The organism is Acidibrevibacterium fodinaquatile (genome assembly GCF_003352165.1).
Classification (GTDB): domain Bacteria; phylum Pseudomonadota; class Alphaproteobacteria; order Acetobacterales; family Acetobacteraceae; genus Acidibrevibacterium; species Acidibrevibacterium fodinaquatile.
On sequence record NZ_CP029176.1, the window covers coordinates 2,461,892 to 2,488,889 of the forward strand.

Consider the following 26,998-nt stretch of genomic DNA (forward strand, 5'->3'; position numbering starts at 1 on the left):
TTTCACAATGCAGGCATGCATTTTTTTGAGTGATCGAAGTTTGGGCAAATCGCGCAATAGACGGGCAAATTTGGGCGAGACACCGGGCACGGGGCGAACCCGCGAGACTCAGCAGGCGCACATCATCGCGTGCGCCGAGCGGGTCTTCGCCGATCACGGTTTCGCCGGCGCGACGATGAACCGCATCGCCGAGGCCGCTGGCCTGCCCAAGGCCAATCTGCATTATTATTTCGGCACCAAGCAGCGTCTCTATCGCGCGGTGCTCGAAAACATCCTCACCCTCTGGCTCGATGACATGGACCCGATCGTGCCCGAGAACGATCCCGCCGCTGCACTTTCCGCCTATATCGCCGCCAAGATGGCGCATTCGCGCAAGCGCCCGCATGCGTCCAAGGTCTTCGCCGCCGAGATCCTGCATGGCGCGCCGGAACTCCGCGCCTATCTCGGGCTCGATCTGCGGCGGAAAGTTGCAGAAAAATCGGCGGTGATCGAGGGCTGGATCGCGCGCCGCCTGATCGCGCCGATCGATCCCCGGCATCTTTTCTTCACCCTCTGGGCAATGACCCAGACCTATGCCGATTTCGATACGCAAATGGCCGCCGTGCTCGGTATCGACAAACTCGATACCGGCGATTACGCGACCGGGGCGGCAACCATCACCCGGCTGGTGCTGAGCGGTCTCGGGATCGCGCCGGCCGATGAGACGATGCAACAACAAAGGAGGACGGCATGACGGTTTTGATCCGGGGCGGCACGGTGGTAACCGCGGAGTCGAGTTTTCGCGCCGACGTGCTCTGCGCCGAAGGTGTGATCCAGGCGATCGGCCCGGCGCTGTCCGCGCCCGCCGGCGCCGAGACCCTGGACGCTGGCGGTATGCTGGTGATGCCGGGCGGGATTGATCCGCACACCCATATGGAGCTGCCCTTCATGGGCACGACGGCGAGCGAGGATTTCTACACCGGCACCGCCGCGGCGCTGGCCGGCGGCACCACCATGGCGATCGATTTCGTCATCCCCAATCCCGGTATCTCGCTCCTCGAATCCTATCACACCTGGCGCGGCTGGGCGGAAAAGGCGGCCGCTGATTATAGTTTCCACGTCGCCGTCACCTGGTGGTCAGAGCAGGTGCGCGAAGAGATGGGCATTTTGACGCGCGAGCACGGCGTCAACAGCTTCAAGCATTTCATGGCCTACAAGGGCGCCATCATGGTCGATGACGGCGTTCTGCTCGCGAGTTTCGGGCGCGCCCTCGAACTCGGCGCGCTCTGCACCGTGCATGCCGAAAACGGCGATGCCGTCTATCATCTCCAACGCAAGCTTCTGGAAGCCGGCATCACCGGCCCCGAGGGTCATGCGCTGTCGCGCCCGCCGGAAGTCGAGGGGGAAGCGGCGAACCGCGCCATCGCCGTCGCCGCCGTGCTCGGCGCGCCGCTCTATATCGTCCATGTCTCGACCGAGGAGGCGGCGCAGGCGATCGCCCGCGCCCGCGCGAGCGGCCAACGCGTCTATGGCGAGGTGCTGGCCCAGCATCTGGTGATCGATGAGAGCGTCTATCGCGATCCCGACTGGGCGCGCGCCGCCGCCCACGTGATGAGCCCACCCTTCCGCCCCAAACATCACCAGAACGCGCTCTGGGCCGGCCTCACCTCGGGGCAGTTGCAAACCACCGCGACCGATCATTGCTGTTTCTGCGCGCCGCAAAAAGCGATGGGGCGAGATAATTTCACGCAGATCCCGAACGGCACCGGCGGCATCGAAGATCGGATGAGCGTGCTTTGGCATCACGGCGTAGGCAGCGGGCGGCTCACGCCGAGCGAGTTCGTGCGCATCACCTCGACCAACACCGCGCAGATTTTCAACATCTATCCGCGCAAGGGGGCAGTCGCCGTGGGGTCGGACGCCGATCTCGTTCTCTGGGATCCCGCCGGGCGACGCACCATCTCGGCGCGCACCCATCACCAAAACGTCGATTTCAACGTCTTTGAGGGGATGGAAGTGCAAGGGCGCGCCTATGCGACGCTGAGCCAAGGGCGGGTGGCGTGGAAGGATGGTGACCTCCGGGCCGTGCGCGGCGCCGGGCGTTATGTCGATCGCCCCTGTTTTCCGCCCTATTTCGTGGCGATCGGCAAGCGCAACGAAATCGCGCGCCCGCAGGCGGTGGTGCGCAAGCCCGCCGTCCATAACACGCCGTGAGCGCGCCGGCGCGGCCGAGCCCGCGGATCGAGGTCAAGCTGCTCGATCCGCGGCTCAGCGCATGGGGGCTGCCGCGCTATCAATCGGCGATGGCGGCGGCGATCGATCTCCATGCCTGCCTCGATGCGCCGCTCACGCTCGCCCCCGGCGAGAGGCCGGCGCTGATCAGCGCCGGATTCGCGCTTTATATCGGCGATCCGGCGATCGCCGCGCTGGTTCTGCCGCGCTCCGGGCTCGGCCATCGCCAGGGCCTCGTGCTCGGCAATCTCGTCGGCCTGATCGACCCCGATTACACCGGGCCGATCATGGTCAGTGCCTGGAACCGCAATCCGCCGGGCGGCGCGGCGATCACGCTTTCGCCTGGCGAGCGCTTCGCGCAGATGGTGTTCGTCCCGGTGTTGCGGCCGGAATTTGCCGTCGTCGACGCGTTTTCCGCGGCGACCGAGCGCGGCGACGGCGGTTTCGGCTCGACCGGGCGCGGCTGAGGCGTGCCCGGCCTCGCCGACGTGCTCGATGCGACGAACACCGCCGGCGCCTTCAGCGCCATCACTCTCAAACGCCCATCCAACCAACCGAAAATCCGGTTATGGGAGGTGCGTCAGCTCGCCGGCAGACGCGCATAGAGAAACAGTGTCACCCGCCGTCCGCGCCCGAGATCGAAACCGTCAAGTGTCGCAATTGGGGTTGTTGGCACCCCGAGCGCGTTGGCGGCAGCAAGAAAGGCGTCGCGTTCGGCGGCATCGACCAGCACCACCCGGCCGCCATCGGCGAGAAACCGCGCGGCATCCCCGGGGCCGGTGAGAAACCGCGTCTTGGTGCCGACGACGAAGCGGAGGCTCGGCTCCTGGTAACCGATGGCGCCGAACCCCTCCCCGGCCGGCGTCCGGCCGGCGAGCACGGCTGCGACCCTCGGCGCGATCCAGAGCGCATCAAGATGCGGCAATTCGGCTTCCAGAACCGCCCAATAGAGCAACGGCGCGAGCAGCAAAGCCCGCCCCGTGGCCACGCGCGTATCGCCGGCCCAGGCCGCGGGCATGACCGCCCAAGCGATCACGGCGGCTGCGAGACATCCGGGAACGCCGTATAAATTCGCGCGCCCCAACCCCGGCGCGACGAAGAAGGGAAGCAACGCGGCGCCGACCCCGAGCACCGCCAGCGCCAAGGCGAACGCGCCAGCCGAGAGACGCGCGAGCCAAAGCGGCGCCGGCCGTTCGCGCGCCAGCAGACTCGTCGCGACGATCATCAGAATTGCCGGAAACAGGGGCAGCGGATAATGCGGGAGCTTGGTCGGCGCTGCCTCGAACACCAGCCAGGACGGCACGATCCAGGCAAGCAGGAACTGCCCGCGCCGCGTCTTTCGTGCCGCCCAAAACGCCGGCAGCGCCGCGAACAACGCGAGGCTCGCGGGAAACAAGGTGAGCGGCAGGAGGAGAAGATGCGTGCCCGGCGGCGCGCCGTGGCCGTTGCTGACCCCGGTGATCTTGCCGCCGAGATCATGGCCGAGCGAATCGACGAAAAACGCGCCATGCGTTGCGATCGCGATGGCGCTGAACCAGGGCAGCGTCACGGCGAGAAAAATCGGCACGCCGAGCTTCGGGCGCAATGATGCGAGGCACGCGAGCCCTTCCCGCTCCCGCCGCCAAAGCGCGGCGAGCGCGAGCACCATGATCGAAAGACCCGCAACCATCGGCGTCACCGGTCCCTTGAGAAGGACGCCGGCGGCGAGCGCGAGCCAAAACAGCGCCGCCTGCCATCGCCCGAAACCGGCCGGGTCGAGCCAGGCGCGCGAAAGCAGCCCCATCGCAACGGTGGTGACGCCGAGCAGGGCGGCGTCGGTCTTGGCGATATCGTGTTCAACGACGAGCAGCAGCGCGGCCGCGAGCAGGGCGGCGGCCAGGCGGGCCGCCCCTTCCCCGACCAGGGCAATGCCGAAACGGTAGGTTGCGAGCACGGCGAGCAGCGCGCCGAGCAGCGATGGCAGGCGATAGCGCCAGATCGGATTAGCCTCGCCGAGGCCGAGCCGCTCGGCGGCGGCAACGAACGGCAATTGCGCCCAATAAATGCCGACCGGCTTCAGATTGCGTGCTTCCGGCCCGTTCTGGATGCGAATGACGTCACCGCTCTCCAGCATCTGCTTCGTCGCCTGGGCGAAACGCGATTCGTCGCGATCGCCGGGCGGCAGCGAGAAAAACCCCGGCAGCCAGAGAATGACGCAAAAGAGAACGAGAAACCCCCGCGGCCAGCGGGTGCGGAGAAGGCGGGGCAAGGGATCCATCCCCCCACCATGCGAGGAGGCTCGGATTTACGCCATATTTCTCCGCGCATGACAGACAGGCGATAAGCGGCACCGATGAGGCGCTACTTCGCCGGTTTTGCCACCGGTTGTTTTGCACCGCCGGCCGGCGTTTTCGCCTCGGTCGCGGGATCGGCAGGCTCCTCCTCGGCGATCACGTCTGCGGGCTCGGGCTCGGCGGTCTGCCATGGCACCGTCGCCACCACCAGATTGACGCCGCCATGACGCAGCAGCGCACGCCGCAGGCGCTGGGCGTTGCGGGTGTGGAGAAACATCTCCCACCAGCGGCCTTCCACCACCTCCGGGATCACCACCATCACCGGGCGGCCGGGAAAGCGTTTTTCGAGATCGAGCGCCGCCCGCAAAAGCGGCGCCACCATGCTGCGGAACGGGGAATTTTCGATCAGGAGATGCGGCGGCGGCAGACCCGCGCGCTTGGCGGGCTGCTCGACATAGCGGCGCCAATTATCGCGCAGCCGCTTCTCATGGGCGGCTTCCTCCTCGCCGGCGCCCTCTGGCCCCTCAAGCGCGGTCAAATGGAGCGCAAAAACATCCGGGGAAGTCCGCAGCGCGAAATTCAGCGCCTTGCGCCCAAGCCGATCCCAGCGCTCGATCGGCAGCAAGACGACCGGCGGCTCATAATGCGCGAACTGCACCCGCCGATCGCGCGCGCCAAGGATGGCCGCATCCAACGTCGCGTAATAGCGGCGGATCGCGCGCAGCAGAAGAAGCATCGCCGGAATGATGGCAACCGTGATCCAGGCGCCCTCGACGAATTTCGCCACCAGAATGACGGCAAGCGCCAATCCGGTCGCGACGGCGCCGAAGCCGTTGATAACGAGGCGAAAATGCGCGCCAGCGCCATGCTCACCGCGCGCCCGCCACCAATGCACCGCCATCCCCGCTTGCGAGAGGGTAAAGGCAAGAAAGGCGCCGACCGCAAATAGCGGGATCAGCCGGTCGGTAACCCCATCGAACACGATCAGCAATAACCCGGCGCCGACAGCAAGGAACAAAACCCCGACCGAATAGACCAGACGCCGCCCTGGCATCGCGAAAGCGTGGGGAAGATAGCTGTCCGCCGCGACCTGTCGGCAAAGACGGGGGAACCCGACGAAGCTGGTATTGGCGGAAAGACACAGCACCGCGAGAATGCCGGCGATGGTAAGGTAATAGAACCAACCTTGGCCATAGACCGCACCAATCAATTGCGAGAGCACGCTTTGGTAGCCCGGCGCCGTCTGATCCATCGCAGCGATACCGTAGACCCGCACGAGATAGGCGATCCCGAGCAGCAAAAACCCGAGCAGCACCACGATCGCGGTCAAGGTGCGGTGTGCGTTCACCACCACCGGCTCGCGAAACGCGCTGGTGCTGTTGCTTACCGCCTCGACCCCGGTCATCGCCGTGCAGCCGCTGGCAAACGCCCGCAAGAGCAGCCAGAGCCCAACCGCCTCCCCCGCCTTGGCAAGCGGCGGCGGGCGGATCACCGCCGCTGGATGGCCGCCAGCGAGCAAGGTTTTGCCGACGCCGAGCACCAAGATGATCCCGAGCGAGCCGAGGAACAGATAGGTCGGCACCGCGAACGCAAGCCCCGATTCCTTGCTGCCGCGCAAATTGACCAGAGTGATCGCGGCGAGAATGGCAAGGCAAAGCCAGAGCGTAAAAGGCTGCAACGCCGGCAGCGCCGAAATCAGCGCCGCAACCCCCGACGAGATGCCGACCGCGACGTTGAGCATATAGTCGATCATCAGCGCGATCGCGGCGAGCAGCCCGGCGTTGGCGCCGAGATTCTCAGAGGCAACGGTATAAGAGCCGCCATTCTTGGGATAGGCGGTGATGGTCTGGCGATAGGAAAAATAGAGAATAGCCAAAAGCGCGATGATCACCGCCGTCACCGGCGTGACGAAGCCGATCCCCGCCCCGCCTGCCGCCGCCAGGATGCTGAGTGTCGCCTCCGGCCCATAGGCCGCGGAACTCAGCCCATCGAGCCCCATCGCCGGCAAAGCCGGGACCAGCCCCATGCGCTGCCCTTCGGCTTCGGTATTAGCGAGCTTACGCCCGAATAGGAGATCTCTCAGACTCATCACGTTTCCTTGTCACAAGGTCAGTCGCCATCGCCGACGCGCCCGCCGTGCGCAGCCGGCGTTTCAGCAGCAATCAGATCGAGCAACGCCGTCGCGGCATGGCCGCGGTGACGTTCGCGGTGCCAAAGCACACGAAAATGCCGTGCCGGCAACGCCAGCGGAACCCGCAGCACCCGCCCGGCGGCCAACGCTTCGGTGATGACATATTCCGAAAGCGCGCTCACCCCCGCGCCCGCCGCGACCGCGACCCGCACCGCTTCGTTGGCCGGCAATTCCAATACCACCCGCAGCGCCTCCGGCGCCATCCCGCGCGCCCGCAACGCCGCCTCCAGCACCGCGCGCGTGCCCGAGCCCGGCTCACGCATCACCCAGTTCTCCGCCGCCAGCGCCGCGGCACTCGGTTCGGCGCCGGACAGCGCCCAGGGGTGGCCGGGCGGCGCGATCAGCACCAGCCGATCCTCCGCCACTGGCCGCGCCGCCAGCATCGGCGCCTCGCCCTGGCCCTCGACGAAGCCGAGTTCCGCCTCCCCCTCCCTCACCGCATGCGCGACCTGCGCGGTGTTGCCGATGGTGATGCTGAGAGCGATCTCCGGCCAGGCGGCGCGAAACCGCGCGAGATGGCGCGGCAGCCAATGCACGGCGATCGTTTGGCTTGCCGCGATCACCAGCCGCCCGCGCTTGAGACCGCTGAGATCGACCAGCGCCCGCTCGGCGGCGGCGGCGCGGGCGAGCACCGCGCGCGCTTCGTCGAGAAAAACCCGCCCCGCCTCGCTGAGCGTGATATTGCGCCCGACGCGGTGGAACAATTTCACCTGGAATCGCCCCTCCAGCGTCTGGATCGCGGCACTCACCGCCGACTGGGTGAGGTTGAGCGCAGCACTCGCCCGCGTCACGTGCTCGCGCTCGGCGACGGCGACGAAAATCCGCAATTGCTCAAGCGTCATGGGTCCTCGCGCGGCGACGGAGTGAACGGCAAAGCGGCATCGGGCGGTGCGCCTCACCACTTGTCAACCGCCCTGGTTTCCGCCACCAAGCGCGAAGTCCCCTGCCGCCAGGAGCCGAGAACCGCATGGATCTGCTGCACGCGATTGCCGTCGCCATCCTCCAGGGGGCGACGGAATTATTTCCCGTAAGCAGCCTCGGCCATGCGGTCGTGCTGCCAGCGGTTCTCGGCATGAAGCTCGACGAGCATGCCCCTTCGTTCCTGCCCTTCCTGGTGATGCTCCATCTCGGCACCGCGACCGCGTTGCTGCTCTATTTCTGGCGCGATTGGTGGGCGCTGGCGCGCGGGGTGATCGGCTTCGATGACGCGCATCAGGTGCGCGAGGCCCGGCGCGTCTTCGTCCTGATCGTCATTGCGACGCTGCCGGCGGTGGTGATCGGCTTCGTGTTCGAGCATTTTTTTCGCGATCTCTTCGCCTCACCCATGGTCGCGGCGGCGTTTTTGATCGTCAATGGCGGACTGCTGCTATTTGGCGAGCGCCTGCGCGAAGGCGGCCATCGTGCGCTCTCGACGCTGTCGCCGGGCGATGCGCTCGCCATCGGGCTCTGGCAATGCACGGCGCTGATCCCCGGCATTTCGCGCTCCGGCGCGACCATCGTCGGCGCCCTCTTGCGCGGGATCGACCATGAGGGCGCGGCGCATTTCTCCTTCCTCATCGCAACCCCGATCATTCTCGGCGCGACCGTGCTCGAAGTGCCAAAACTGCATCATCAGGGCATGCCGCCGGGCGTCTTGGCGATCGCGACCATCGCAGCGATCGCGGCTGGGATCACCGCATTTGCCTCGACCGCCTTCCTGATGCGCTATTTCCGCCGCCATGACGCGTGGGCGCTCAATCCCTTCGCTTATTACTGCATCGCACTCGGCGCGGCGGCACTGGCGGCGCTGGCGCTGATCTCTTGAGCCGCCGGATCATCCTCGCCGCGCTCGCCCTCGTTTGGCTTGCCGCCGCAGCGCCCGAGCAACGCCGGATCGTCCTCGCCGCGACCCCGATCGCCCGCCTCGATCTTCCCTGGTGGCGTGCGCGATTCGAAAAGAAAGCCGCGGAACTGCGCAAAGCCCCGATCGATCTGGTCTTTTACGGCGATTCCATCACCGAGGATTACGAGCGCGCCGGCCCCGAGCCATGGCGCGATTTCGCCGCGATCTGGCAGCATTATTACGGCGCGCGCCACGCCATCAATCTCGGTTTCAAGGGCGATACCACCGCGAGCCTGCTCTGGCGGATCACCCATGGTGAAGCGAGCGGCATCGCGCCGAGGGTGGCCGTGGTTCTGATCGGCGCCAACAATCTCGGCCGGCTGCATTGGTCGGCGGAAGACACGATCGCCGGCATCGCCGCCGATGTCGCGGCCCTTCGCGAGCGCTTGCCGAAAACCCGTATCCTGCTCCTCGGCATTCTGCCAAGCGACCGCTCAGCGTGGGCGAGCGCGACGACGATCGTCGTCAACCACGCCCTCGCCGAGCGTTATCGCGCCGCATCGATGGTGACGTTTCTCGATCTCAGCGGCGTCTTCATGAAAAATGGCGCCCTCGACCGCAGCCTTTTTCTTGACCCCCTGCTCACCCCGCCGGAACCGCCCTTGCACCCCAACGCCGAGGGCCAGAGGAGGATGGCGGCGGCGATGGAGCCGACACTCGCCCGTTTACTCGCGCAATGATCCGCCGCGGGCGGGTGCCGGCAGGATCACGCCGCGACACTCGCCAAAGCCGATGCGAGCAAACCCCTCGCGCGTGGCATGGGCGCGGAAAATCACCTCGTCGCCATCTTCAAGAAAGCGCCGTGTCTCGCCCGAAGGCAAGGTCAACGGCTTTCGCCCGCCCTCGGTGATCTCGAGCAGGCTGCCATAGCTCTCCGGGCTCGGCCCAGAGATGGTGCCAGAGCCAAAGAGATCACCCGGCGAAAGATTGCAGCCGTTGCTGGTGTGATGGGCGAGCATTTGCGCGACCGTCCAGTAGAGATAGCGCGTGTTCGAATGCGCCAGCGGCTGCGGCGCTTGCCCCGCAGCACGCATCGCCGGGGTTTGCAGCAAAACCTCGAGAACGATCGCGAAGGCGCCGTTTGCCTGATCACGAGGGTCGGAAAGATAAGCGAGCGGCGCCGGATCGCCGGCCGGGCGCGGCGCCTGCGGGATGCGAAACGGCGCCAGCGCTTCGGTGGTGACGATCCAGGGCGAGATGGTGGTTGCGAAATTCTTGGCGAGAAACGGGCCGAGTGGCTGATATTCCCAGCCCTGAATGTCGCGCGCCGACCAATCGTTCAAGAGAGAAAAGCCGGCGATATGATCAGCCGCTTCGGCAATAGTGATGGGCTCGCCAAGCGCATTGCCGGGCCCAACCCAGATGCCAAGTTCGAGTTCGTAATCGAGATTGCGGCTCGCACCGAAACTCGGCACCATCTCGGCCGCGGGCTTTCTTTGCCCGTTCGGCCGCCGCACCTCGTGTCCGGAGACAACCACCGACGAGGCCCGCCCATGATAGGCGACCGGCACATATTTGTAATTCGCCAGCAGCGGATTATCGGGGCGGAATTGCCGGCCGGTATTGGTTGCATGGTGGATGCCGGCGAAAAAATCGGTGTAATCACCGATCCGCGCCGGCAGATGGAGCACAGAAGAGGCCATCGCGTGCAACCATTCCGGGCGCGGCTTTGCGCGCTCCGCGAGAAGTTCCGAAAGCGTCTGGCGAAGCTCTGTGCGCGCCGCGGCGCTTTCGCCAAGAAGCGCATTCAGCACTGGCTCACGGCAGGCAGGCGCGATCGCGGGGCCGATCGCACCGGCTTCTGCCGCGGCGCTGAGGTCAAAAATCTTATCACCGATCGCAACGCCGATCCGGGGCTTACCGCCGGGCGGTGAAAAAACCCCGAATGGCAGATTCTGGATCGGAAATTCGCTATGGCCATTGGCGCTTGCAACCCAACTCCGCAGCCCTTGGTCGTGCGTTGCATCGATCATCGGCTTTGCCCGCTGAATGTCGGTTTGAGCCCATCCCAGCACTGATCATAGTCTTTTTGCCATTGCGGGGCGGCGAGCGCGTAGGCACTCGGGCGGATGACGAGGCTGGTTTCGAACATGAAGGCGAGCGTGTTGTCGATTTTCTGCGGCGCGAGATCAGCGGCAATGGCGCGCTCGGTGCTCGCCGCATCCGGCCCATGCGCGCTCATGCAGCTATGGAGCGACATTCCACCTGGCAAAAATCCGCCCGCTTTCGCATCATATTCGCCGCGCACGAGACCCATGCATTCGTTCATCACGTTGCGATGAAACCAGGGTGGGCGGAATGTGTGCTCGGCGACCATCCAGCGCGGTGGAAAAATCACGAAATCGACATTGGCAACCCCCGCGACCGCGGTCGGCGAGGTGAGCACGGTGAAGATCGAGGGGTCGGGATGATCGAAGCTCACCGTGCCGATGGTATTGAACAAAGCGAGATCGTATTTGCACGGCACCGCATTGCCATGCCAGGCAACGACATCGAAGGGCGAGCGATCGAGCATTGTCGACCATAGCGTTCCTTGAAATTTCTGCACCAATTCCGTCGGCGCGGCGCGCTCCTCGAACCAGGCTTGGGGTGCGAGAAAATCGCGGGGATTGGCGAGGCCGTTGCTCCCGATCGGCCCGAGATCGGGCAAACGCAAGGCAGCGCCATGATTTTCGCAGACATAGCCGCGCGCCTGCGCATCATGGAGATCGACGCGAAATTTCATCCCGCGCGGCACGATCGCGATTTCCCCAGGCGCGACATCGAGCCGCCCGCACTCCGTCACCAGGCGCAGACGCCCGGTTTGCGGCACCAAAAGCAATTCGCCATCGGCATCGAAAAACGCGCGCTGCATCGAGCGATTGGCGACATAGACATGAATGCTGACGCCGGCCGGTGCTGTCGCCTCGCTATTTGCGCCGATCGTGATCAGACCTTCGAGAAAATCCGTTGGGTTCTCAGGGATCGGGATCGGATCCCAGCGCATGCGGTTGGGATTGGGCGGCGCGAGGGGGCCGGCCAACAGCGGCTGCTCGATCGGCTGGAAGCGCTGGTGTCGCGCCGATGGCATGATGCGATAGAGCCAAGTGCGGCGCGCTTCACGGCGCGGCACGGTGAAGGCTGTCGCCGAAAATTGCTCGGCATAGAGGCCGAGCGGCACATGCTGGGGCGAATTCTGCCCGCGCGGCAGCGCGCCAGCGATCGCCTCACTCGCAAATTCATTGCCGAAACCGCTGAGATAGGCAAGCCCATCGGCGCCGGCTCGCTGATCGATCGCGTTCATCTCGGTCTTCCTCTCATTTCGTTTCGGATTGGCCCTCTGTGATTTCGTCGCCGAGGACGACGCGCCGCGCCGCCGCGATCGCCGCGAGAACGGTAGCACTTGCGTCGACTTGGTTTGCCAGCAACAGCACCAACGCGGCATCCAGCCGGCGCGATTGTTCCGCGCTCAGCCCGGCATGCGCGGCGGCGATCGCAACGAAGATCGCATCGGGGTCATCGAGATGGGCACTGGTATCGAGCGTCATGCCGCGATCTCCGCCAGAGCGCCGCCCGCAAGACAATACACGCGCACCGCCGCCGCATAGTCGGGGCGCGTCATCACGCTCGCGACATGCTGGTCAGGGCGAAACAAAATCCCGCCGCCTTCCTTAAAGCCATAGCGCCGTCTGACCAGACCTTCACTATCGATCAAGACATCGTCTTCGCCGTCGCCGCTCTCGCGATCGGCGATCACCACCGTCTCGATCCCCACGGCGCGCAGTGCCGCACGCATTTCGCCGGCGACAGGCGCAAACGCCATGAGCGTGAAATGCTGGCCGCCGAGATGCCGCAGAAGCCATGTCTTCCGGCCGCGATGACGTATCGGCGCGTCGATCGCCGGGCTCCCTAGCGCCGGCGCGCCCTGCCATCCCGCCGCCCGGGGATCGTTGAGCGGGCTTTCCCGCAAAATCGCGGGTTGCGACAGCCGACCGGAATTCACCAGACGTCGCGCGAATTCGAAATGCGCACCGAGCAGCAGGGTCGCGTCGCGATAGGCGCGAATGGCGTCTGATTTTGGCGAAATGAAATCGGTGCTGCGTGTCGAGTGCAAAATATTCTCATCCGCCGCCGCGATGCGCTCGCTATCATAGCTCGCGAGCAGGCGTTCATCGCCGCTGCCGTCGAGAATAGCGGCAAGTTTCCAGGCGAGATTATCGGCGTCCTGCACGCCGCCATTGCCGCCGCGGGCGCCAAACGGGCTCACCTGATGCGCGGCATCGCCGGCGAAAATGACCCTGCCATGGACGAATTTTTCGAGCCGCCGGCAGCGGAACGTATAGACGCTCACCCAATCCAAAGCGAACGGCGTATCGCCAAGCATCGCGCGCACGCGTGGGATGACGCGCTCGGGTTTGCGTTCTTCTTCAGGATCGGCATCGGGGCCGAGTTGGAAATCGATCCGCCAGATGTCGTCGGCTTGGCGATGGAGAAGCACCGACTGGCCGCGATGAAATGGCGGATCGAACCAAAACCAGCGTTCGCTTGGAAACGGCGCCTTCATCTCGACATCGGCGATCAGAAAGCGATCAGGAAAAGCGCGTCCGACAAACGGCAAAGCCATCGCCTCGCGCACCGTCGAGCGCGCGCCATCGCATGCCAGAAGCCACGCGCAGGTGAGATCATAGGCGCCGGCCGGGGTCTCAATCCGCAGCGCGACATGATCGGGATGATTGGCGACGGAAACAACCCGATGCTTCCAGCGAAGATCAACGCCGGCAGCCTGACATGCCTCGACCAGCCATTCCTCGACGTAATATTGCTGGAGATTGATGAAGGCAGGATAATGATGGCCGCTGTCGGGCAGCAAGTCGAAGCCATAAATCTCGCGCTTTTGGAAAAAAATTTTTCCGGTGTTCCAGGTCACGCCTTTTTCAAAGATGCGTTCGCCGAGACCGAGACGGTCATAAATCTCCAGCGTACGTTTGGCAAAACAGATCGCCCGCGAGCCGACCGAAACGGTATCCTCGTCATCGAGCAGGACGACGCCAATCCCGCGCTGCGCGAGATCGAGCGCCAGCGTGAGCCCAACCAACCCGCCGCCCGCGACCACCACCTTGTGATGCGCCCCGGATTTCGCGACCGGCGCCGCCGGATAACGCGGGGGATGGTATTTCATCGTGGCCTCCTCAGGCGGATTTGCCCGCGCTTTCGAGGGCGCGCCACATCTCGATATCGCGTTCCGCCGTCCAGATACGCGGCCAGTCGATGCCGCAGGCCTCGTCATAGGCACGCGAGACATTGAAGGGCATGCAATGGTCGAAAATCACCCAATGCCCGTATTTCGGCCGCATCTCGGCGAGCGCATGGGCATAGATGTCTGCGAGCGGTCGTTTTTTCGCGACATCCGCCTTGACCAACGCAAAGAGATCGCCGGTGAATTGCGCCGTCCCGGTGATCCCCTCCTCGACCTCCTCGCGCCCGATCAGCGCCCGCCCACGCCCCGGCACCAAACGCTCGGCGCCAAACGCGCGGAGTTTCGCGAGCGTCGCCGGCCAGTCGGTGAAATGCGCGTCGCCACAATAGGGGGTTGCACCGAATTCGACGGTATCGCCAGCAAAGAGAACTTTTTCCTCCGGCAGCCATACAATCGTGTCGCCAGCGGTGTGCGAGCGACCGATATGGATGATTTCGACCACACGTTTGCCGAGTTTCAAAGTCATCCGGTCATGAAAAACGAGGCTCGGATGGGTGAGACCCGGGATCGTGTCGCGGCCACGAAAGAGCCGCGGGAAACGCCCGATCTCGCTCGCCATGTCGGCCGCACCCCGCTCCTCGATGAGGCGGTTGGTGACGTCGGAGGCGATGATCTCGGCACCCCGATAGGCGCTGGCGCCGAGAACGCGCACCGCATGATAATGCGACAGCACGACATGGTTGATGGGTTTCTCCGTAACAGCGCGGATGCGCGCAATCACATCGGCGGCCATTTGCGGTGTCGCCTGGGCATCGACCACCAGGACCGAAGAGTCGCCGATGACGACGCCGGAATTGGGATCGCCCTCGGCGGTATAGCCATAAAGCCCGGGGGCGAGTTCCTCGAAAGAGATTTTCTTTTCAGCCAAATCCTGGGTGCTGGCGAAATTGCTCATGTCTCTGCTTTCCTGTGAGAAGATACTCAGGCTTTCTTGACCAGCGGGCATAGGCTGTCGGCGAGCGGGCGAAACGCATCCTCACCTTTCACGGTCCGCACGATCTCATAATAATCCCACGGCTCCTTCGATTCCGCCGGCGATTTGACGCGCACGAGATACATGTCACGGATCACCCTGCCATCGGGGCGAAGATAGCCGTTTTTCACGAACACGTCATTGATCGGCATCGCCCGCATTTCCGCCATCACCGCTTGCGGATCGGTGCCGACTTTCGCCACCGCTTTGAGATAATGCAAAACGACGCCATAGGTTCCCGTCTGCTCCATGGTCGGCATGACCTTGGTGCGGGCGAAAAACCGCTCCGACCAGGCCCGCGTCTCGGCGTTGAGATTCCAATATGACGCCGTCGTCAGCATGATCCCTTGCGCGACCGGAAGACCGATCGCGTGGACATCGGCGATGAACATCAAGAGAGCGGCGATGCGCTGGCCGTTCAAGCGCTGACCAATACCGAATTCCGCCGCCTGCTTCACGCCGTTATCGGTATCCTGCCCGGCATTGGCGAACGCGACGACATCGGCTTTCGATGCCTGCGCGGCAAGCAGCACCGAGGAAAAATCGCTGGCGCCGGTCGGGTGCAGCGCATGGCCGAGCACCTTGCCGCCGGCCTTTTCGATGAATGCCGTCGCGTCGGCCTGTAATTGATGGCCAAAGGCGTAATCGGCGGTGATGAAATACCAGCTCTTGGCCCCCTCCGCCACCAGCGCCGCGCCTGTGACATGGGCGAGCGCATAGGTGTCATAGGTGAACTGCACAGTATTGGCGTTGCAGGCCTGATTGGTGATCGCGCTCGCCCCCGGCCCGGAGAGCAGCGCAAGCCGGTTCTTTTCCTTGCAAAATCCCGAAATCGCCAGGCCGAGCGCCGAGTTCGGGACATCGACGATCGCCTGCACGTCCTGATTGTCGATCCAGCCGCGCGCGATCTGGACGCCGAGATCGGGGTTCATACGGTGATCACCGCCGAGGATTTCAATCGGCCGGCCGCCGACGCTGCCGCCCATCTCCTCGGCCGCCATCTGGGCCGCGACCACCGAGGCCGGACCCCCGGTATCCCGCCCCCAGCTCGACATATCGACAAGTACGCCGAGACGGAGCGGCGCGGCAGCGCGGGCCAGGCGAATGGCGGGGAGCGCAAGCAAGCCAAGGCCAGCCTGCGTCAGCGCGCGCCGGCTCAACCCGCGGCTGGCCGGGCGGCGTGGTGGGATGCTCGTGATTTTATGGTCCATGCGTTCTGATCTCTCCTCCCTCGCGCGCAGCGTCAGGCCGCTATCCGGCGCGGCCTTGTTGTTGCCAAGCTAGCCAATACCGAATACCTTCGCAATAGATGAATTAAGATGCGGGGAGGCACGCAATGGCGGCGGCGTTGGCGATGGTAGAATGTGACGTTTTGGTGGCGGGCTCTGGCGCCGGCGGGCTTGCCGCCGCCATCACGGCGCGCAAGCTCGGGCTCGAGGTGATCGTCGCCGAAAAGGCCGCGGTCTATGGCGGCACCACCGCACGTTCGGGCGGCTGGCTCTGGATTCCGGGCAATCCCCTGGCGCGCGAGGCCGGCATTGCCGACGATGCGGCCGCGGCCCGGCGCTATCTCGCGCATGAGGCGGGCAATTTCTTCGACGCCGCGCGGGTCGATGCATTTCTCGCCGCAGGCCCCGAGATGGTGGCGTTTTTTCAGCGCGAAACCGCGGTGCAATTTGTGCTCGGCCCGCAATTTTCCGACTATCACCCCGATGCGCCGGGCGGGCTTGCGGGCGGGCGCTCGATTTGCGCCGCTCCCTTCGATGCCCGCGCGCTCGGGCCGGCGGCGCGCAACCTCCGCCCGCCGCTCCGCGAAATCACCTTTCTTGGCATGATGATCGGCTCTGGCGCCGAATTGCTGCATTTTTTCAACGTCACGCGCTCGCCGGTCTCGGCCGCTTATGTCGCCCGCCTCCTGCTTCGCTATGGCCGCGACCGGCTGTTTCACGGCCGCGCCATGCGCTTGACCAACGGCAACGCGCTCGCCGCTCGGCTCGCCAAATCGGCTTTCGATCTCGGGATCCCGCTTTGGCTTGCGGCGCCGGTCACCGAACTGATCCGCGAGGACGGCGCGGTGCGTGGCGCGATCGTGACACGCGCCGGCACGCCGGTTCGCGTCATGGCGCGCGCCGGCGTGGTGCTCGCCTGCGGCGGCTTTCCCCAGGATCGCGCCCGCCGCCAGGCCTTGTTCCCGCACGCCCCGACTGGGCGCGAGCATTTTTCGCCGGCGCCCGAGGAAAACACCGGCGACGGGCTGCGCCTCGCGGCCGCGGCCGGCGCTGCCCTTACCCTCGATTTGCCCAACGCCGCCGCTTGGGTTCCGGTCTCGCGGGTGCCGCGGCGAGATGGCAGTTTCGGCGTCTTTCCGCATTTCATCGACCGCGCCAAGCCCGGGGTGATCGCCGTCACCCGCGCCGGCCTACGCTTTTGTAACGAGGCCAATTCTTATCACGATTTCGTCCAGGCGATGCAGCGGACGATCCCGGCAGGGGAGGAATGCGCCGCCTTCCTCATCACCGACCACCCGACGCTGCGCCATTATGGGCTCGGCTTCGTCAAGCCCTTCCCGGTGCCGCTCGGCCCGGCGCTCCGTTCAGGCTATCTGTTGCGCGGGGAGAGTCTCGAGGCGCTCGCGGCCAAAGCCGGGATCGATGCCGCCGCCCTGGCGGCGACCATCGCCCGCTACAACGAGGCCGCCAAACGCGGCGAAGACCCCGCATTTGGCCGCGGCAGCACCGCCTATAACCGCTATCTCGGTGATCCCAAGCACCAGCCGAATCCCTGCGTCGGCCCGCTCGCAACGCCGCCGTTTTACGCGATCAAGCTGGTACCCGGCGATCTCGGCACCTTCGCCGGGATCAGAAGTGACGCCGAGGCGCGCGTGCTCGATGACAGCGGCGCGCCGATCCCCGGGCTCTATGCCGCCGGCAACGATCTCGCGAGCATCATGGGAGGGAATTATCCCGGCGGCGGCATCACCCTGGGCCCGGCGATGACGTTCGGCTTCATCGCCGCGCGTCACATGGCGAAACGGCGGGCCATGGCGCCGACGCCAACGGCGGCGATGTCCTGACCGGCCCCCGCTCGGCGCCGAGCCCGCGCGAGAGCGCGTTCGCATAGGCGAGAATAGCCGCGATCTGCGTGCTGTCCGGGCTGAGATCGACGAGGCCCGAGGGGCCGATCGCGGTCACCACGAACTGGATCTGCCCGCCATGGTCGAAAACCGGGGCGCTGATCGCACTCACCCCGGGAACCGGCGCCCCGGCGGTGCTGGCATAGCCGGTCTCGCGCACCCGCGCGACCATTTCGCGCACGTCCTCGAGCCGCATGCCGGCGGCGACGCGCTGGCTATGCGCCGGATTGGCAAGCTCGGCCGCAATCATGTCCTCGACCAGGGCCGGCGCGGCAAAGGCGGCGAAGACCCAGCCGGTCGCGGTGCCGGTGAGGGAAAACACCGTCCCGGCGCGGACATTGGCGTGCACTTGCGTTGCCGCCTCATGCACCTGCACGACCGTCGGGCCGTGATCGCCCCACACGGTGATCGCCACCATCAGATCGAGCTGGTCGGAAAGTTGACCGATGGTTTCAGCGGCCATGCGGAGCGGGTCGAGCCCCCTGAGACGCGCGAGGCCGAGGCGGAGCGCGAAGGGGCCGAGGCGATAACGCCCGGAGGCACCATCCTGCTCGACGAGGCCGAGCTTGCGTAGGCTAACGAGATAGGCATGCGCCTGCGCCGGGGTAATCGCGGCTTCGGCGGCGAGGTCGCGCAGCATCGCCGCCCGTCCGGCGCCCATCAGCGCCTCCAGGATCCGCCCGGCAATCTCGACCGACTGTACACCCCGGCCACGAACCGTCATCGCCGCACGTTAGCAGTCTGTCGGATCAGGGTCACCCCGCACGACACCGCGCGCCGCGGCAATCCCGGCGCGCGGTGAGAGCGACGGCGCTCGTTCAGGCGGCGAAGGGGTGGGAGACGCTGTTGCGCTGCTGCACCACCTGCGCGGCCTTGGGCTCGCCGCGGACGGCGCGGGCGATCGCCTCCTTGGTCGCGCGATAGTTGAAATCCTGGATCTTCTTGTCATCCGCCGCCAGCCAGTGGATGAAGACGCCGACGCAGATGAAAAGATCATCCGCTTCGCTCTCCGGGATCACCCCTTCCGCGACACTGTCCGCCACCGCCTTGGCCACCGCGTGCTGCGCCGGGCCGAACATCTGCACCGCCTGTTTCGCGCCCTTGATCGTCACCTTGTTGAACATCACCGTCGCCGGCTTGCACAGAAGATTGGGCGCGACCACCGCGAGCAGCGAGGTGAACCCGTCCTTGTTGTTGACCAACGCGTTGCAGAACGCCGTCTCCGCCGCGCTGCCGCGCGGGCCGATCAGCAAATCGATATGCGCAACCTCATTGCCGTCGCCGACCAGCGATTCGCCGACCATGACCTTGGTGATGGATGCCATGATGTTCCTCCTCCCTTTAGGATGAATAACCGAAGGCCGGATCATGTCAGCCCAAGAGCCGCAGTTCAACAGCGCAATTCAATGGGATCATCGAAGAAGCCGTTCAGCGAACAGGCTGGCGACGGTGAGGTCGGCCGAGGTGCCGGGATTGATCGCGGCGGCCTTGAGGGCGGCATCCCAGGCGAGCAGCGCCGGCAATAGCGCGCGCGGGTCAGGCGCCGCCGCCAGCCGCGCCGGCCACCGCGCCGCTTCGCGCCGCAGCGATTCGGCCACCGTCTCGCCATGCTTGCGCCGGACGTGGCTATCGGGGAAGGCTGCGAGAAAAGCGAGATAGGCTGCGAGCGCCGGCCATTCCCGCCCCCGCGCCGCCGCCAGCGCGGGCAGGCCGAGCGTAAACACATCCGCAAAATCGGTGACCCATTGCCGGGCGATGAGATCACGGGGTGCTGCGTCCGCCATCGCTTCGGAAAGCAAAACCCGCGCCGGCGCGCGCACGTCATGGCGCGGCGCGGTGCCGAGCCCGCCGGGAGCGGCAAGCGCGATCGCACGAAAGACCAAAGCCGCGTCCGCGAGATCGGCTGCCGCCAAAACCCGCCCGACGCCCGCGCGCAAATCCCCCCCCTGCTCCGCCGCCATCGCGAGCGGCGCGGCAAGCAGCACGATGCCGAGATTGGTGTTTTGTCCGACCGCATCGCGAGTCGCCGCAACGGCATCATAAATCCGCGCGCCAAGCGGCGCCCCGGGTTGCGTCAGCGCCGGCGCGGCAGCCTCGGCGGAACGCGTGAAATCAGCGACCATCATGCCATGCCCGGCGCGGAAGCAGTGGACATTCCCAGGCTTGGGCGCCGCGAGTTCGGCGGCGCACGCGGCCCGAAACGCCGCCGCGATCGCCTCCCGCGTCATGCGACGAGGCGCCGCGCCAGCGCCGTCGCAATCGATCCCTCGGCAACCGACTGCAACCCACGCCAGCCGGGCATGGAATTGACCTCGAGCACCAAAATCCGCCCGTCTGCCGCGGCGATCAGATCGACCCCGGCATAATCCGCCCCGACCGCGGCCGTTGCGCGGGCCGCCAGGGCCACCATTTCGGGCGTCGGCACGAACGGGACGGGGCGGGCGCCGCGATGGAGATTGGTCACCCATTCAGCACTCCGGCGGATCATCGCTGCGATCAATTCGCCGCGGCAGATCAGCAATCGGTAGTCGCAAAACCCGGTATCATCGGCTGGCGGCACGAAGCGCTGCAGGTGATAGACCCCGGCGACGGCATCCGGCGGCGGCAGATCCTCGGGGTTGCGAAGGCGCCGGAGCCCGCGGCCTTGGGCGCCAAACAGCGGTTTTAACACCAGCTCCGTCGCCGCCTGCGCGACCACCGCGGCGGCGGCATTCCACCCCTCCACCGTCCAGGTCTCAGGGGTGGGAATGCCGGCGGCCGCGAGCAAAAACGCCGTCATCGATTTATCGACGCACCGCTCGATCGCACGGGCGGAATTCCAGACCGCAACGCCGCGCGCCGCCAGCGCATGCAGAACACCCAGCCGGCGTGTCACCTCCTCGAAACTGCCGGCGGCGATCGCGCGCACGAAAACAGCGTCAGGCAGCCCGTCCAGCTCCGGAAAGCGGAGCCCCGCCGGCGTAAAGGCAACATCGCGTAGCGAGACGAAGAAAGGCGCCATGTCGAGGGCGAGAAACGCCGCCGAGAGCCGCCGCGCATGCCAATCCACGCGGTCGATGGCGATGGCGATGCGTTTCATCGCCGGTTTGGGTAACGTGGCACAGTGATCATACCCATCGCGTTCCTCCATCGGCATAGGAGAGCAAGTGATACGCATACGGCGTTCAGAAGACGAGCCCGTCGCGGTCTGGGATCTGCCGGTCCGGCTCAGCCATTGGGTGAGCGCGCTCCTCGTCGCTGGCTGCTACGTGACGTGGCAGCGCAATTGGATGGTCTGGCACGTCCGGCTCGGTGAGACCTTGCTCGCTCTGGTCATCTTCCGCCTGTCATGGGCGGTCTGGGGCAGCGAAAATGCCCGCTTTCGCGCTTTCCTGGCCCCACCAGGCGCCGTCTTCCGTCATCTCGCGACGATCTTCAGACGTGAACCAGATCACGCCGCCGGCCATAATCCGGCCGGCGGCTGGATGGTCGTCGCCCTGCTCGCGCTTCTGCTCGGCGAGACGCTGAGCGGGATTTACGTCAATAACGACATCGCCAATGAAAGCGCGCTCACCGAACTCGTCCCCGCGCCGATCGCCAATGCCATCGACGATCTCCATTTCTGGCTATGGTGGGCGCTGGCCGCCGCCGTCGCCGTGCATGTTCTGGCGATCGCGGTTTACGCCCTCGCCAAAGGCCAGAACCTGGTGCGCCCGATGCTGACCGGGGTCAAAACCCTGCCACCGGCGATCCCCCGCCCGCGCTTTGCCCCGCGGCAACGCGCGCTTTGGCTTCTGGCTCTCAGCGTCGCGGCCTCGTTGATCCTGGCTTGGGGGCTCTAAAACCCCTCGCCGATGGTTCAGGCGCCGAGCGATGGTCGCCGGTCCGCCCAGGGGGCGGTGCGTTCGAAGGCGCGGGAGATCTGCAAAACGCCAAGATCGTCGAAGCGTCGCCCCGCGATCTGCAGCCCGACCGGAAGACCATCGGCGGTGAACCCCGTCGGCACCGAGGCGGCCGGGTTACCCGAAAGGTCGAACGGGTAGGAAAATTCCGCCCAGCCGAGCCAGTCCCACGGATGTTCCGGCCATCCCTCCGGCACCAGGCGCTCCGAAGGAAACGCCGCGACCGAGGCGGCGGGCGAGAGCAGGAAATCCCAATCCTCGAAAAAGATGTTGATATCACGGATATAGGCGTATTTGCGCTCGCGCATGAGCTGATAGTCGGCGACACTGATCCGCATCCCGTCTTCGATGCAGGCAACGAAGCCAGGGTCCATCGCCGCGCGCCATTGGGCGAGTTTCGGCGCATGCACCGCCCAATGGGCCGGCCAGAAGAAGCGGATCAGCTCCGGCCCGGCCTTGCCCCAAGGCGGCGTCACGTCGTGCAGCGGCACGCCGAGGGCGGCGGCGAGCCGTTCGGCGCCGGCCCGGGCGAGCGCCGCGACCTCGGGATCGACGCGGGCATGGCCGAAATCGGCGCTGTAGGCAAGGCGCGGGCGGGCCGGCGGGTGATCGAGCAAAGCGGGGTAATCAGCCGGCGGCGCTTCGAGGCTGGTGTGATCCCAATCATGGGGCCCTGCCATCACTTTCAGCATCAGGGCGGCGTCGGCAACGCTGCGCGCAAGCGGGCCGAGATGGGAAGTGTAATCCGTGTTCGAGACCGGGTGGATGGGGATCCGCCCGAAGCTCGGCTTCAAGCCGAACACGCCACAGAAATGCGCCGGCAAGCGGACCGAGCCGGCAGCGTCGCTCCCCTGATGGAGCGCACCGAACCCGGCAGCGGCCGCGGCGCCGGCGCCGGCGGAAGAACCGCCGGCGGTCAGCCCGATGCGCCAAGGGGTGTGCGTCAAGCCGGTGAGCGGGCTGCGCCCGGTGCCGATCCAGCCGAATTCCGGGGTGGTGGTCTTGCCGATGATGATGGCGCCGGCGTCGCGCAGCCTGGTCACGATCGGCGCGTCGAGATCGGGGATGAAGCCGCGCCGTGTCGGCGAGCCATATTGCGTTGGAATACCGCGGGTCAGGGTCAGATCCTTGACCGTCACCGGAATACCATCGAGCGGGCCGCGCGGGCTGCCGGCCGCGAAGCGGCGCTCGGCGGCCTCGGCCTCTGCCATTGCCTGGTCAGCAAGCACGGTGACGAAGGCGTTGACGGCGCGGTCATGGGCGGCAATCCGGGCCAATACCGCCGCCATCACCGTGCGCGGCGAGAGCGTGCGGTCACGATAGCGGCGGGCGAGTTCGGTCGCCGGTGCAAAGCAGAGATCTTCGTCGGTCATGTCATCGGCCTTCATGCGAGGACGGTGGCCGGCGCCACGGCCCGCGCCCAGCCATGCGGATCGGCGGCAGAACCGTATTGAATCCCGACGATCGCATCGTAAAGCCGCTGGGTCAGGGCGCCGATCCCGCCATTTCGGATGACGTGCCGCGTTTCCTTGTAGCCGAGTTCGCCGACCGGCGAGATCACCGCCGCCGTCCCGGTGCCCCACATTTCTTCCAGCCGGCCGGACGCGATCGCGGCGATGACCTCATCGATCGCGATCGGCCGCTCCTCCACCCTGATCCCCCAATCCTTGAGGAGCGTCAGCACCGAATCGCGGGTGACGCCGGCGAGGATGGAGCCGGCGAGCGGCGGCGTGACCACTGTCCCGTCGATCTTCATCATGATGTTCATGGTGCCGACCTCCTCGAGGAAGCGATGTTCGGCGCCATCGAGATAGAGCACCTGGGTGTAGCCGAGACGATGGGCTTCCTCGGCTGGGAAAAGGCTCGCGGCGTAATTCGCCGCCGTCTTGGCAGCACCCAGGCCGCCGGGCAGGGCGCGGACATGGCGCTCACTGGCGAGAATTTTCACCGGATTCATGCCCTCCGGGTAATAGGCGCCGACCGGGCTCAGGATGACGTAGTAAAGATAGCTTTCGGCGGGACGGACACCGAGGAAAGGCTCGGTCGCGATCACCGTCGGGCGGATATAGAGCGCGGTGCCGGGCAGTTTCGGCACCCAGCGCTGCTCGAGCCCGACCAGAGCGTGGAAAGACTGCTCGACCAGCGCCGGATCGAGGGCGGGGATGCAAAGCCGCTCGCAGGATTGATTGAGCCGTGCGGCATGGCGGTCGGGGCGGAAGATGCGGATGACGCCATCGGTGCCGCGAAACGCTTTCAGCCCGTCAAACACCGCCTGGGCATAGTGCAACACGCAGGTCGCGGGATCGAGGCTGAGCGCATGATAGGGCTCGATACGCGGATTGCTCCAGCCGCGCCCTGCCGCATACTCCATCATGAACATGTGATCGGTAAAGACGGTGCCGAATTTCAGGCTGGCATCGGGCGGCGGCGCCTTCAGCGTGGTGGCGTGGGTGATCGGAAACGCGGTCATGGCGCAGCACTCCTTCTTGCCCGCCGGGTCGCCTGCCCGGATGCGTGCGGCGAGAGATTGGGGACGGAGTGACATATTGCCCGGCTTCGCCGCCGCTGTCTTGCCCCCCGCCATGCAATTCCCGCATGATGGCATCGTCGCGGCGCTCCCGACCGCGCGCAGAGAGGAAACGAACGATGATCTATGAGATGCGGGTCTATCATTGCCTGCCTGGTCGGCTGCCGGCGCTGCTCAAGCGCTTCGAGACCATCACCCTCGACATCTGGAAGCGCCACGGCATCCGGCAAGCCGGGTTCTGGACGGTATTGGTCGGCGAATCGAACCAGGATCTGGTCTATCTGCTCGCCTGGGAGTCGATGGCCGAGCGCGAACGGATCTGGAACGGGTTCATGAGCGATCCGGAATGGATCGCCAAACGCGCCGAAACCGAACGCGACGGCCAGATCGTCGCCTCGATCACCAATAGCTTCCTGCAGCCGACCAGCTTTTCGGCGGTGCGCTAGAGCAAGGTAGGTTTTGATTGAGCCATCCTGTTCAATCAAAACCGGCCAACTTGCTCGCCAAAATAGGGGTAGAGCGTGATCGACTTAAACCGATCGCGCTCTAGCGCGGGCGCCGCCTTTCCGGGGCGCGTCCTTCCTGATAGACGTCGCCCGCGACAGGCAAGGGAGAAGGGTGACATGCCGTATTTGGTGGCGAGCGATCTGCCGCAACTGCCGGCCGGCCAGCGTTTCCGGGCTCTGCTCGAGCGTGGCGGCATCCTGCAAATGCCGGGAGCGCATAACGGCCTTGCCGCGCAGCAAGCCAAAGCCGTTGGGTTCGAGGCGCTCTATCTCTCGGGTGCCGCGATGACCGCCTCGATGGGCCTTCCCGATCTCGGCATCATCACGGTCGATGAGGTGGTGTTCTTCATCCGCCAAATCGCCCGCGCCAGTGGCCTGCCGGTGCTGGTGGACGGCGATACCGGCTATGGCGAGGCGCTCAACGTCATGCACATGGTCCGCGCTTTCGAGGAGGCGGGGGCCGGCGCGGTTCATATCGAAGACCAGCTTCTGCCCAAGAAATGCGGCCATCTCAATGACAAGAAGCTCGCGGCGCCCGAGGATATGGCCGCGAAAATCGCCGCGGCGGCCAAGGCGCGCCGCCATCTCTTCCTGATCGCCCGCACCGATGCGGCGGCAAGCGAGGGGATGGACGGCGCCGTCGCCCGCGCCGAGCTTTATCTTCGCGCCGGGGCGGACGCGATTTTCCCCGAAGCGCTGACCAGCGCTGAGATGTTCCGCGAATTCGCCGCCCGCATGAAGGGCGCGCCGCTCCTTGCCAACATGACCGAATTCGGTCGCACGCCCTTCTTCACCGCCCGCGAATTCGCCGACATGGGCTATCGCATGGTGATCTGGCCGGTGAGTTCGCTGCGCGTCGCGGCCAAGGCGCAGGCCGAGCTTTATCAAGCTATCCGCCACCAAGGCGGCACCCAGGGCATGATCGAGCGGATGCAAACCCGGGCCGAGCTTTACGCGACCATCGGCTATCAGGACTATGAAGCGCTCGATCATTCGATCGTGACGACGATCGTGCCCGAGGGCATGCCGCAACGGGCCTGAGCGCGGGTAACCTTGGGCGCGACGCCGCTTTATATCGGAAGCGAGATCTATCGCGGCTCGACCTATGGGCCGGGCCATCCGCTAGCGATCGCCCGCGTCTCCACCTGCACTGATCTCTGCCGCGCGCTCGGCTGGCTCCCCGATGCCGTCTACCGGGAAGCGCCGTTGGCCTCGCTCGAAGAACTCGCGCGGTTTCATGATCCCGACTATCTCGCCGCCCTCAAGCGCGCGGAGATGTGGCAGGCGGTCAGCGAAGCGGATCGCGCCCGGTTTCGCATCGGCGCCGATGGCAATCCGGTCTATCGCGAGGTCTTCCGCCGTCCCGCGACCTCGGCCGGCGGGGTTCTGCTCGCCGCCCGCTTGACCCGCGATGGCGGCATCGTCCATTGCCCGGGCGGCGGCAACCACCATGCGCGGCCGGCGCGCGCGGCCGGGTTTTGCTACATCAACGACCCGGTGCTCGGCCTGCTCGCCTGGCGCGACGCCGGGATTGCGCCGATCGTTTATCTCGATATCGATGCCCATCACGGCGACGGCGTCGAGGAAGCGTTTTTCAACGACGAAACCGTGTTCACGATCAGCGTCCACGAGGCCGGGCGCTGGCCATTCACCGGCGCGGCGGCAGAGCGCGCCGGTGGGGCTGCGCGCAACCTGCCGGTGCCGGCGGGCTTTAACGACAGCGAGTTCCGGTTTTTGTGCGAGAAAGCGATCCTGCCGCTGATCCGCGATCTCGGGCCGCGGGCGATCATGCTGCAATGCGGCGCGGATGGGCTGGAGGAAGATCCGCTGGCGCGACTTTCCCTTTCCAATAACGCCCATTGGTGGCTGATCGATCAGCTCCGCGACCTCGCCCCGCGCCTCATCGTGCTCGGCGGCGGCGGCTATAATCCTTATAGCGTCGGGCGGCTCTGGGCCGGCGTCTGGGCGACGCTCAACCGTTTCGCGCTCCCCGAACGCCTGCCAACGGCCGCGGAAGCGGTGTTGCGCGGCCTCACCTATCATCGCGCCGCCGGGCGCAACCCGCCGGCGCACTGGTTCACGACCCTGCGCGATGCGCCGCGCGAGGGGCCGATCCGGCCGGAAATCCGCACCCTCGCCGCGCGCACCCTGGAACCCGACAGACCGGCATGTTACGCATGACCCG

The 26,998-nt window shown here is 65.9% G+C and carries 25 protein-coding genes; 10 read left to right on the forward strand and 15 right to left on the reverse strand.

Features of this window, described 5'->3' with window-relative positions; genetic code table 11:
* Positions 1–70: 70 nt before the first annotated feature.
* Genes DEF76_RS11755 through dut form a run of 3 tightly spaced genes read left to right on the forward strand, consistent with a single transcriptional unit; the run spans position 71 to position 2,678 of the window.
* On the forward strand, positions 71–733 hold the full coding sequence (locus tag DEF76_RS11755) for a TetR/AcrR family transcriptional regulator (protein WP_240318990.1): 663 nt from the start codon (positions 71–73) through the stop codon (positions 731–733).
* The gene (gene hydA / locus DEF76_RS11760; RefSeq protein ID WP_114912496.1) at positions 730–2,193 is read left to right on the forward strand and encodes a dihydropyrimidinase; all 1,464 of its coding nucleotides are present in this window, start codon (positions 730–732) and stop codon (positions 2,191–2,193) included. Before DEF76_RS11755 ends, hydA begins: the two co-directional genes overlap by 4 nt.
* Entirely contained in the window at positions 2,190–2,678 is a 489-nt protein-coding gene (gene dut / locus DEF76_RS11765) for a dUTP diphosphatase (RefSeq protein ID WP_114912497.1), read from the forward strand. Before hydA ends, dut begins: the two co-directional genes overlap by 4 nt.
* Positions 2,679–2,791: 113 nt before the next feature.
* On the opposite strand, the gene DEF76_RS11770 is transcribed toward dut, so the two are convergent.
* From DEF76_RS11770 to DEF76_RS11780, 3 genes are all read right to left on the reverse strand, one after another.
* Complete coding sequence (locus tag DEF76_RS11770; RefSeq protein ID WP_240318991.1) at positions 2,792–4,459, reverse strand: phospholipid carrier-dependent glycosyltransferase; 1,668 nt, start codon at positions 4,457–4,459, stop codon at positions 2,792–2,794.
* Positions 4,460–4,551: 92 nt separating this feature from the next.
* Positions 4,552–6,573 (reverse strand): APC family permease, encoded by a 2,022-nt coding sequence (locus DEF76_RS11775; protein WP_114912499.1) that lies wholly within the window; start codon positions 6,571–6,573, stop codon positions 4,552–4,554.
* A 20-nt stretch (positions 6,574–6,593) separates the two neighbouring features.
* On the reverse strand, positions 6,594–7,517 hold the full coding sequence (locus tag DEF76_RS11780; RefSeq protein WP_114912500.1) for a LysR substrate-binding domain-containing protein: 924 nt from the start codon (positions 7,515–7,517) through the stop codon (positions 6,594–6,596).
* Between the two features lie 125 nt (positions 7,518–7,642).
* Between DEF76_RS11780 and DEF76_RS11785 the strand changes: the two genes are divergently transcribed.
* Together DEF76_RS11785 and DEF76_RS11790 are read left to right on the forward strand one after the other, a co-directional pair.
* Positions 7,643–8,479, forward strand: a complete 837-nt coding sequence (locus DEF76_RS11785; RefSeq protein ID WP_114912501.1) for an undecaprenyl-diphosphate phosphatase — start codon at positions 7,643–7,645, stop codon at positions 8,477–8,479.
* On the forward strand, positions 8,476–9,237 hold the full coding sequence (locus DEF76_RS11790) for a GDSL-type esterase/lipase family protein (protein ID WP_240318992.1): 762 nt from the start codon (positions 8,476–8,478) through the stop codon (positions 9,235–9,237). The genes DEF76_RS11785 and DEF76_RS11790 overlap by 4 nt, the downstream gene beginning before the upstream one ends.
* Here DEF76_RS11790 and fahA read toward each other — a convergent pair.
* From fahA to DEF76_RS11820, 6 genes are read right to left on the reverse strand one after another with little or no spacing between them, the layout of a single operon-like run.
* Positions 9,223–10,530: a fumarylacetoacetase gene (gene fahA / locus DEF76_RS11795; RefSeq protein WP_114912502.1), complete on the reverse strand. Its 1,308-nt coding sequence runs from the start codon at positions 10,528–10,530 to the stop codon at positions 9,223–9,225. The two genes, DEF76_RS11790 and fahA, sit on opposite strands and share 15 nt — an antisense overlap.
* Positions 10,527–11,840, reverse strand: a complete 1,314-nt coding sequence (gene hmgA, locus DEF76_RS11800) for a homogentisate 1,2-dioxygenase (protein ID WP_114912503.1) — start codon at positions 11,838–11,840, stop codon at positions 10,527–10,529. The genes fahA and hmgA overlap by 4 nt, the downstream gene beginning before the upstream one ends.
* 13 nt (positions 11,841–11,853) lie before the next feature.
* On the reverse strand, positions 11,854–12,084 hold the full coding sequence (locus tag DEF76_RS11805) for a DUF2783 domain-containing protein (protein WP_114912504.1): 231 nt from the start codon (positions 12,082–12,084) through the stop codon (positions 11,854–11,856).
* Positions 12,081–13,715 (reverse strand): FAD-dependent oxidoreductase, encoded by a 1,635-nt coding sequence (locus DEF76_RS11810; protein ID WP_114912505.1) that lies wholly within the window; start codon positions 13,713–13,715, stop codon positions 12,081–12,083. The genes DEF76_RS11805 and DEF76_RS11810 overlap by 4 nt, the downstream gene beginning before the upstream one ends.
* Before the next feature lie 10 nt (positions 13,716–13,725).
* The gene (locus DEF76_RS11815; protein WP_114912506.1) at positions 13,726–14,688 is read right to left on the reverse strand and encodes an MBL fold metallo-hydrolase; all 963 of its coding nucleotides are present in this window, start codon (positions 14,686–14,688) and stop codon (positions 13,726–13,728) included.
* A gap of 26 nt (positions 14,689–14,714) precedes the next feature.
* Complete coding sequence (locus tag DEF76_RS11820) at positions 14,715–15,977, reverse strand: ABC transporter substrate-binding protein (protein WP_114912507.1); 1,263 nt, start codon at positions 15,975–15,977, stop codon at positions 14,715–14,717.
* A 125-nt stretch (positions 15,978–16,102) separates the two neighbouring features.
* On the opposite strand from DEF76_RS11820, the gene DEF76_RS11825 reads away from it, so the two are divergent.
* Positions 16,103–17,839, forward strand: coding sequence for an FAD-dependent oxidoreductase (locus tag DEF76_RS11825; RefSeq protein ID WP_114912508.1), 1,737 nt, complete (start codon positions 16,103–16,105; stop codon positions 17,837–17,839).
* On the opposite strand, the gene DEF76_RS11830 is transcribed toward DEF76_RS11825, so the two are convergent.
* The 4 genes from DEF76_RS11830 to DEF76_RS11845 form a co-directional block, all read right to left on the reverse strand.
* Positions 17,772–18,623, reverse strand: a complete 852-nt coding sequence (locus DEF76_RS11830) for an IclR family transcriptional regulator (RefSeq protein ID WP_114912509.1) — start codon at positions 18,621–18,623, stop codon at positions 17,772–17,774. The two genes, DEF76_RS11825 and DEF76_RS11830, sit on opposite strands and share 68 nt — an antisense overlap.
* A gap of 94 nt (positions 18,624–18,717) precedes the next feature.
* The gene (gene fae, locus DEF76_RS11835) at positions 18,718–19,224 is read right to left on the reverse strand and encodes a formaldehyde-activating enzyme (protein ID WP_114912510.1); all 507 of its coding nucleotides are present in this window, start codon (positions 19,222–19,224) and stop codon (positions 18,718–18,720) included.
* Positions 19,225–19,311: 87 nt separating this feature from the next.
* On the reverse strand, positions 19,312–20,127 hold the full coding sequence (locus DEF76_RS11840; RefSeq protein ID WP_114912511.1) for a triphosphoribosyl-dephospho-CoA synthase: 816 nt from the start codon (positions 20,125–20,127) through the stop codon (positions 19,312–19,314).
* Positions 20,124–20,978 carry an ATP-grasp domain-containing protein gene (locus DEF76_RS11845; protein WP_114912512.1) on the reverse strand — a complete coding sequence of 285 codons (855 nt, stop codon included), beginning with the start codon at positions 20,976–20,978 and terminating at the stop codon, positions 20,124–20,126. The genes DEF76_RS11840 and DEF76_RS11845 overlap by 4 nt, the downstream gene beginning before the upstream one ends.
* 67 nt (positions 20,979–21,045) lie before the next feature.
* Between DEF76_RS11845 and DEF76_RS11850 the strand changes: the two genes are divergently transcribed.
* Positions 21,046–21,720: a cytochrome b/b6 domain-containing protein gene (locus DEF76_RS11850; RefSeq protein ID WP_205215992.1), complete on the forward strand. Its 675-nt coding sequence runs from the start codon at positions 21,046–21,048 to the stop codon at positions 21,718–21,720.
* Positions 21,721–21,737: 17 nt separating this feature from the next.
* On the opposite strand, the gene DEF76_RS11855 is transcribed toward DEF76_RS11850, so the two are convergent.
* A complete protein-coding gene (locus DEF76_RS11855; RefSeq protein WP_114913850.1) occupies positions 21,738–23,153 on the reverse strand; it encodes an amidase in 1,416 nt (471 codons plus the stop codon).
* Positions 23,154–23,164: 11 nt separating this feature from the next.
* Positions 23,165–24,250, reverse strand: a complete 1,086-nt coding sequence (locus tag DEF76_RS11860) for a branched-chain amino acid aminotransferase (protein WP_114913851.1) — start codon at positions 24,248–24,250, stop codon at positions 23,165–23,167.
* A gap of 176 nt (positions 24,251–24,426) precedes the next feature.
* Between DEF76_RS11860 and DEF76_RS11865 the strand changes: the two genes are divergently transcribed.
* The 3 genes from DEF76_RS11865 (at position 24,427) to DEF76_RS11875 (ending at position 26,994) form a co-directional block, all read left to right on the forward strand.
* The gene (locus DEF76_RS11865; RefSeq protein WP_114912514.1) at positions 24,427–24,753 is read left to right on the forward strand and encodes an NIPSNAP family protein; all 327 of its coding nucleotides are present in this window, start codon (positions 24,427–24,429) and stop codon (positions 24,751–24,753) included.
* Positions 24,754–24,930: 177 nt separating this feature from the next.
* Positions 24,931–25,854 carry a methylisocitrate lyase gene (gene prpB, locus DEF76_RS11870; RefSeq protein ID WP_114912515.1) on the forward strand — a complete coding sequence of 308 codons (924 nt, stop codon included), beginning with the start codon at positions 24,931–24,933 and terminating at the stop codon, positions 25,852–25,854.
* Between the two features lie 12 nt (positions 25,855–25,866).
* Positions 25,867–26,994 (forward strand): acetoin utilization protein AcuC, encoded by a 1,128-nt coding sequence (locus DEF76_RS11875; protein WP_114912516.1) that lies wholly within the window; start codon positions 25,867–25,869, stop codon positions 26,992–26,994.
* The last annotated feature ends 4 nt before the right edge of the window (positions 26,995–26,998 follow it).

Bases quoted from the DNA above. Each gene is read 5' to 3' on its own strand.
- DEF76_RS11855 (WP_114913850.1), bottom strand. From the start codon at position 23,153: ATGACCGACGAAGATCTCTGCTTTGCACCGGCGACCGAACTCGCCCGC.
- DEF76_RS11845 (WP_114912512.1), bottom strand. From the start codon at position 20,978: ATGAAACGCATCGCCATCGCCATCGACCGCGTGGATTGGCATGCGCGG.
- DEF76_RS11825 (WP_114912508.1), top strand. From the start codon at position 16,103: ATGGCGGCGGCGTTGGCGATGGTAGAATGTGACGTTTTGGTGGCGGGC.
- DEF76_RS11780 (WP_114912500.1), bottom strand. From the start codon at position 7,517: ATGACGCTTGAGCAATTGCGGATTTTCGTCGCCGTCGCCGAGCGCGAG.
- DEF76_RS11830 (WP_114912509.1), bottom strand. From the start codon at position 18,623: ATGACGGTTCGTGGCCGGGGTGTACAGTCGGTCGAGATTGCCGGGCGG.
- DEF76_RS11865 (WP_114912514.1), top strand. From the start codon at position 24,427: ATGATCTATGAGATGCGGGTCTATCATTGCCTGCCTGGTCGGCTGCCG.
- hmgA (WP_114912503.1), bottom strand. From the start codon at position 11,840: ATGAACGCGATCGATCAGCGAGCCGGCGCCGATGGGCTTGCCTATCTC.
- prpB (WP_114912515.1), top strand. From the start codon at position 24,931: ATGCCGTATTTGGTGGCGAGCGATCTGCCGCAACTGCCGGCCGGCCAG.
- fahA (WP_114912502.1), bottom strand. From the start codon at position 10,530: ATGATCGATGCAACGCACGACCAAGGGCTGCGGAGTTGGGTTGCAAGC.
- DEF76_RS11815 (WP_114912506.1), bottom strand. From the start codon at position 14,688: ATGAGCAATTTCGCCAGCACCCAGGATTTGGCTGAAAAGAAAATCTCT.
- DEF76_RS11775 (WP_114912499.1), bottom strand. From the start codon at position 6,573: ATGAGTCTGAGAGATCTCCTATTCGGGCGTAAGCTCGCTAATACCGAA.
- hydA (WP_114912496.1), top strand. From the start codon at position 730: ATGACGGTTTTGATCCGGGGCGGCACGGTGGTAACCGCGGAGTCGAGT.
- DEF76_RS11840 (WP_114912511.1), bottom strand. From the start codon at position 20,127: ATGACGCGGGAGGCGATCGCGGCGGCGTTTCGGGCCGCGTGCGCCGCC.
- DEF76_RS11785 (WP_114912501.1), top strand. From the start codon at position 7,643: ATGGATCTGCTGCACGCGATTGCCGTCGCCATCCTCCAGGGGGCGACG.
- DEF76_RS11820 (WP_114912507.1), bottom strand. From the start codon at position 15,977: ATGGACCATAAAATCACGAGCATCCCACCACGCCGCCCGGCCAGCCGC.
- DEF76_RS11860 (WP_114913851.1), bottom strand. From the start codon at position 24,250: ATGACCGCGTTTCCGATCACCCACGCCACCACGCTGAAGGCGCCGCCG.
- fae (WP_114912510.1), bottom strand. From the start codon at position 19,224: ATGGCATCCATCACCAAGGTCATGGTCGGCGAATCGCTGGTCGGCGAC.
- DEF76_RS11810 (WP_114912505.1), bottom strand. From the start codon at position 13,715: ATGAAATACCATCCCCCGCGTTATCCGGCGGCGCCGGTCGCGAAATCC.
- DEF76_RS11805 (WP_114912504.1), bottom strand. From the start codon at position 12,084: ATGACGCTCGATACCAGTGCCCATCTCGATGACCCCGATGCGATCTTC.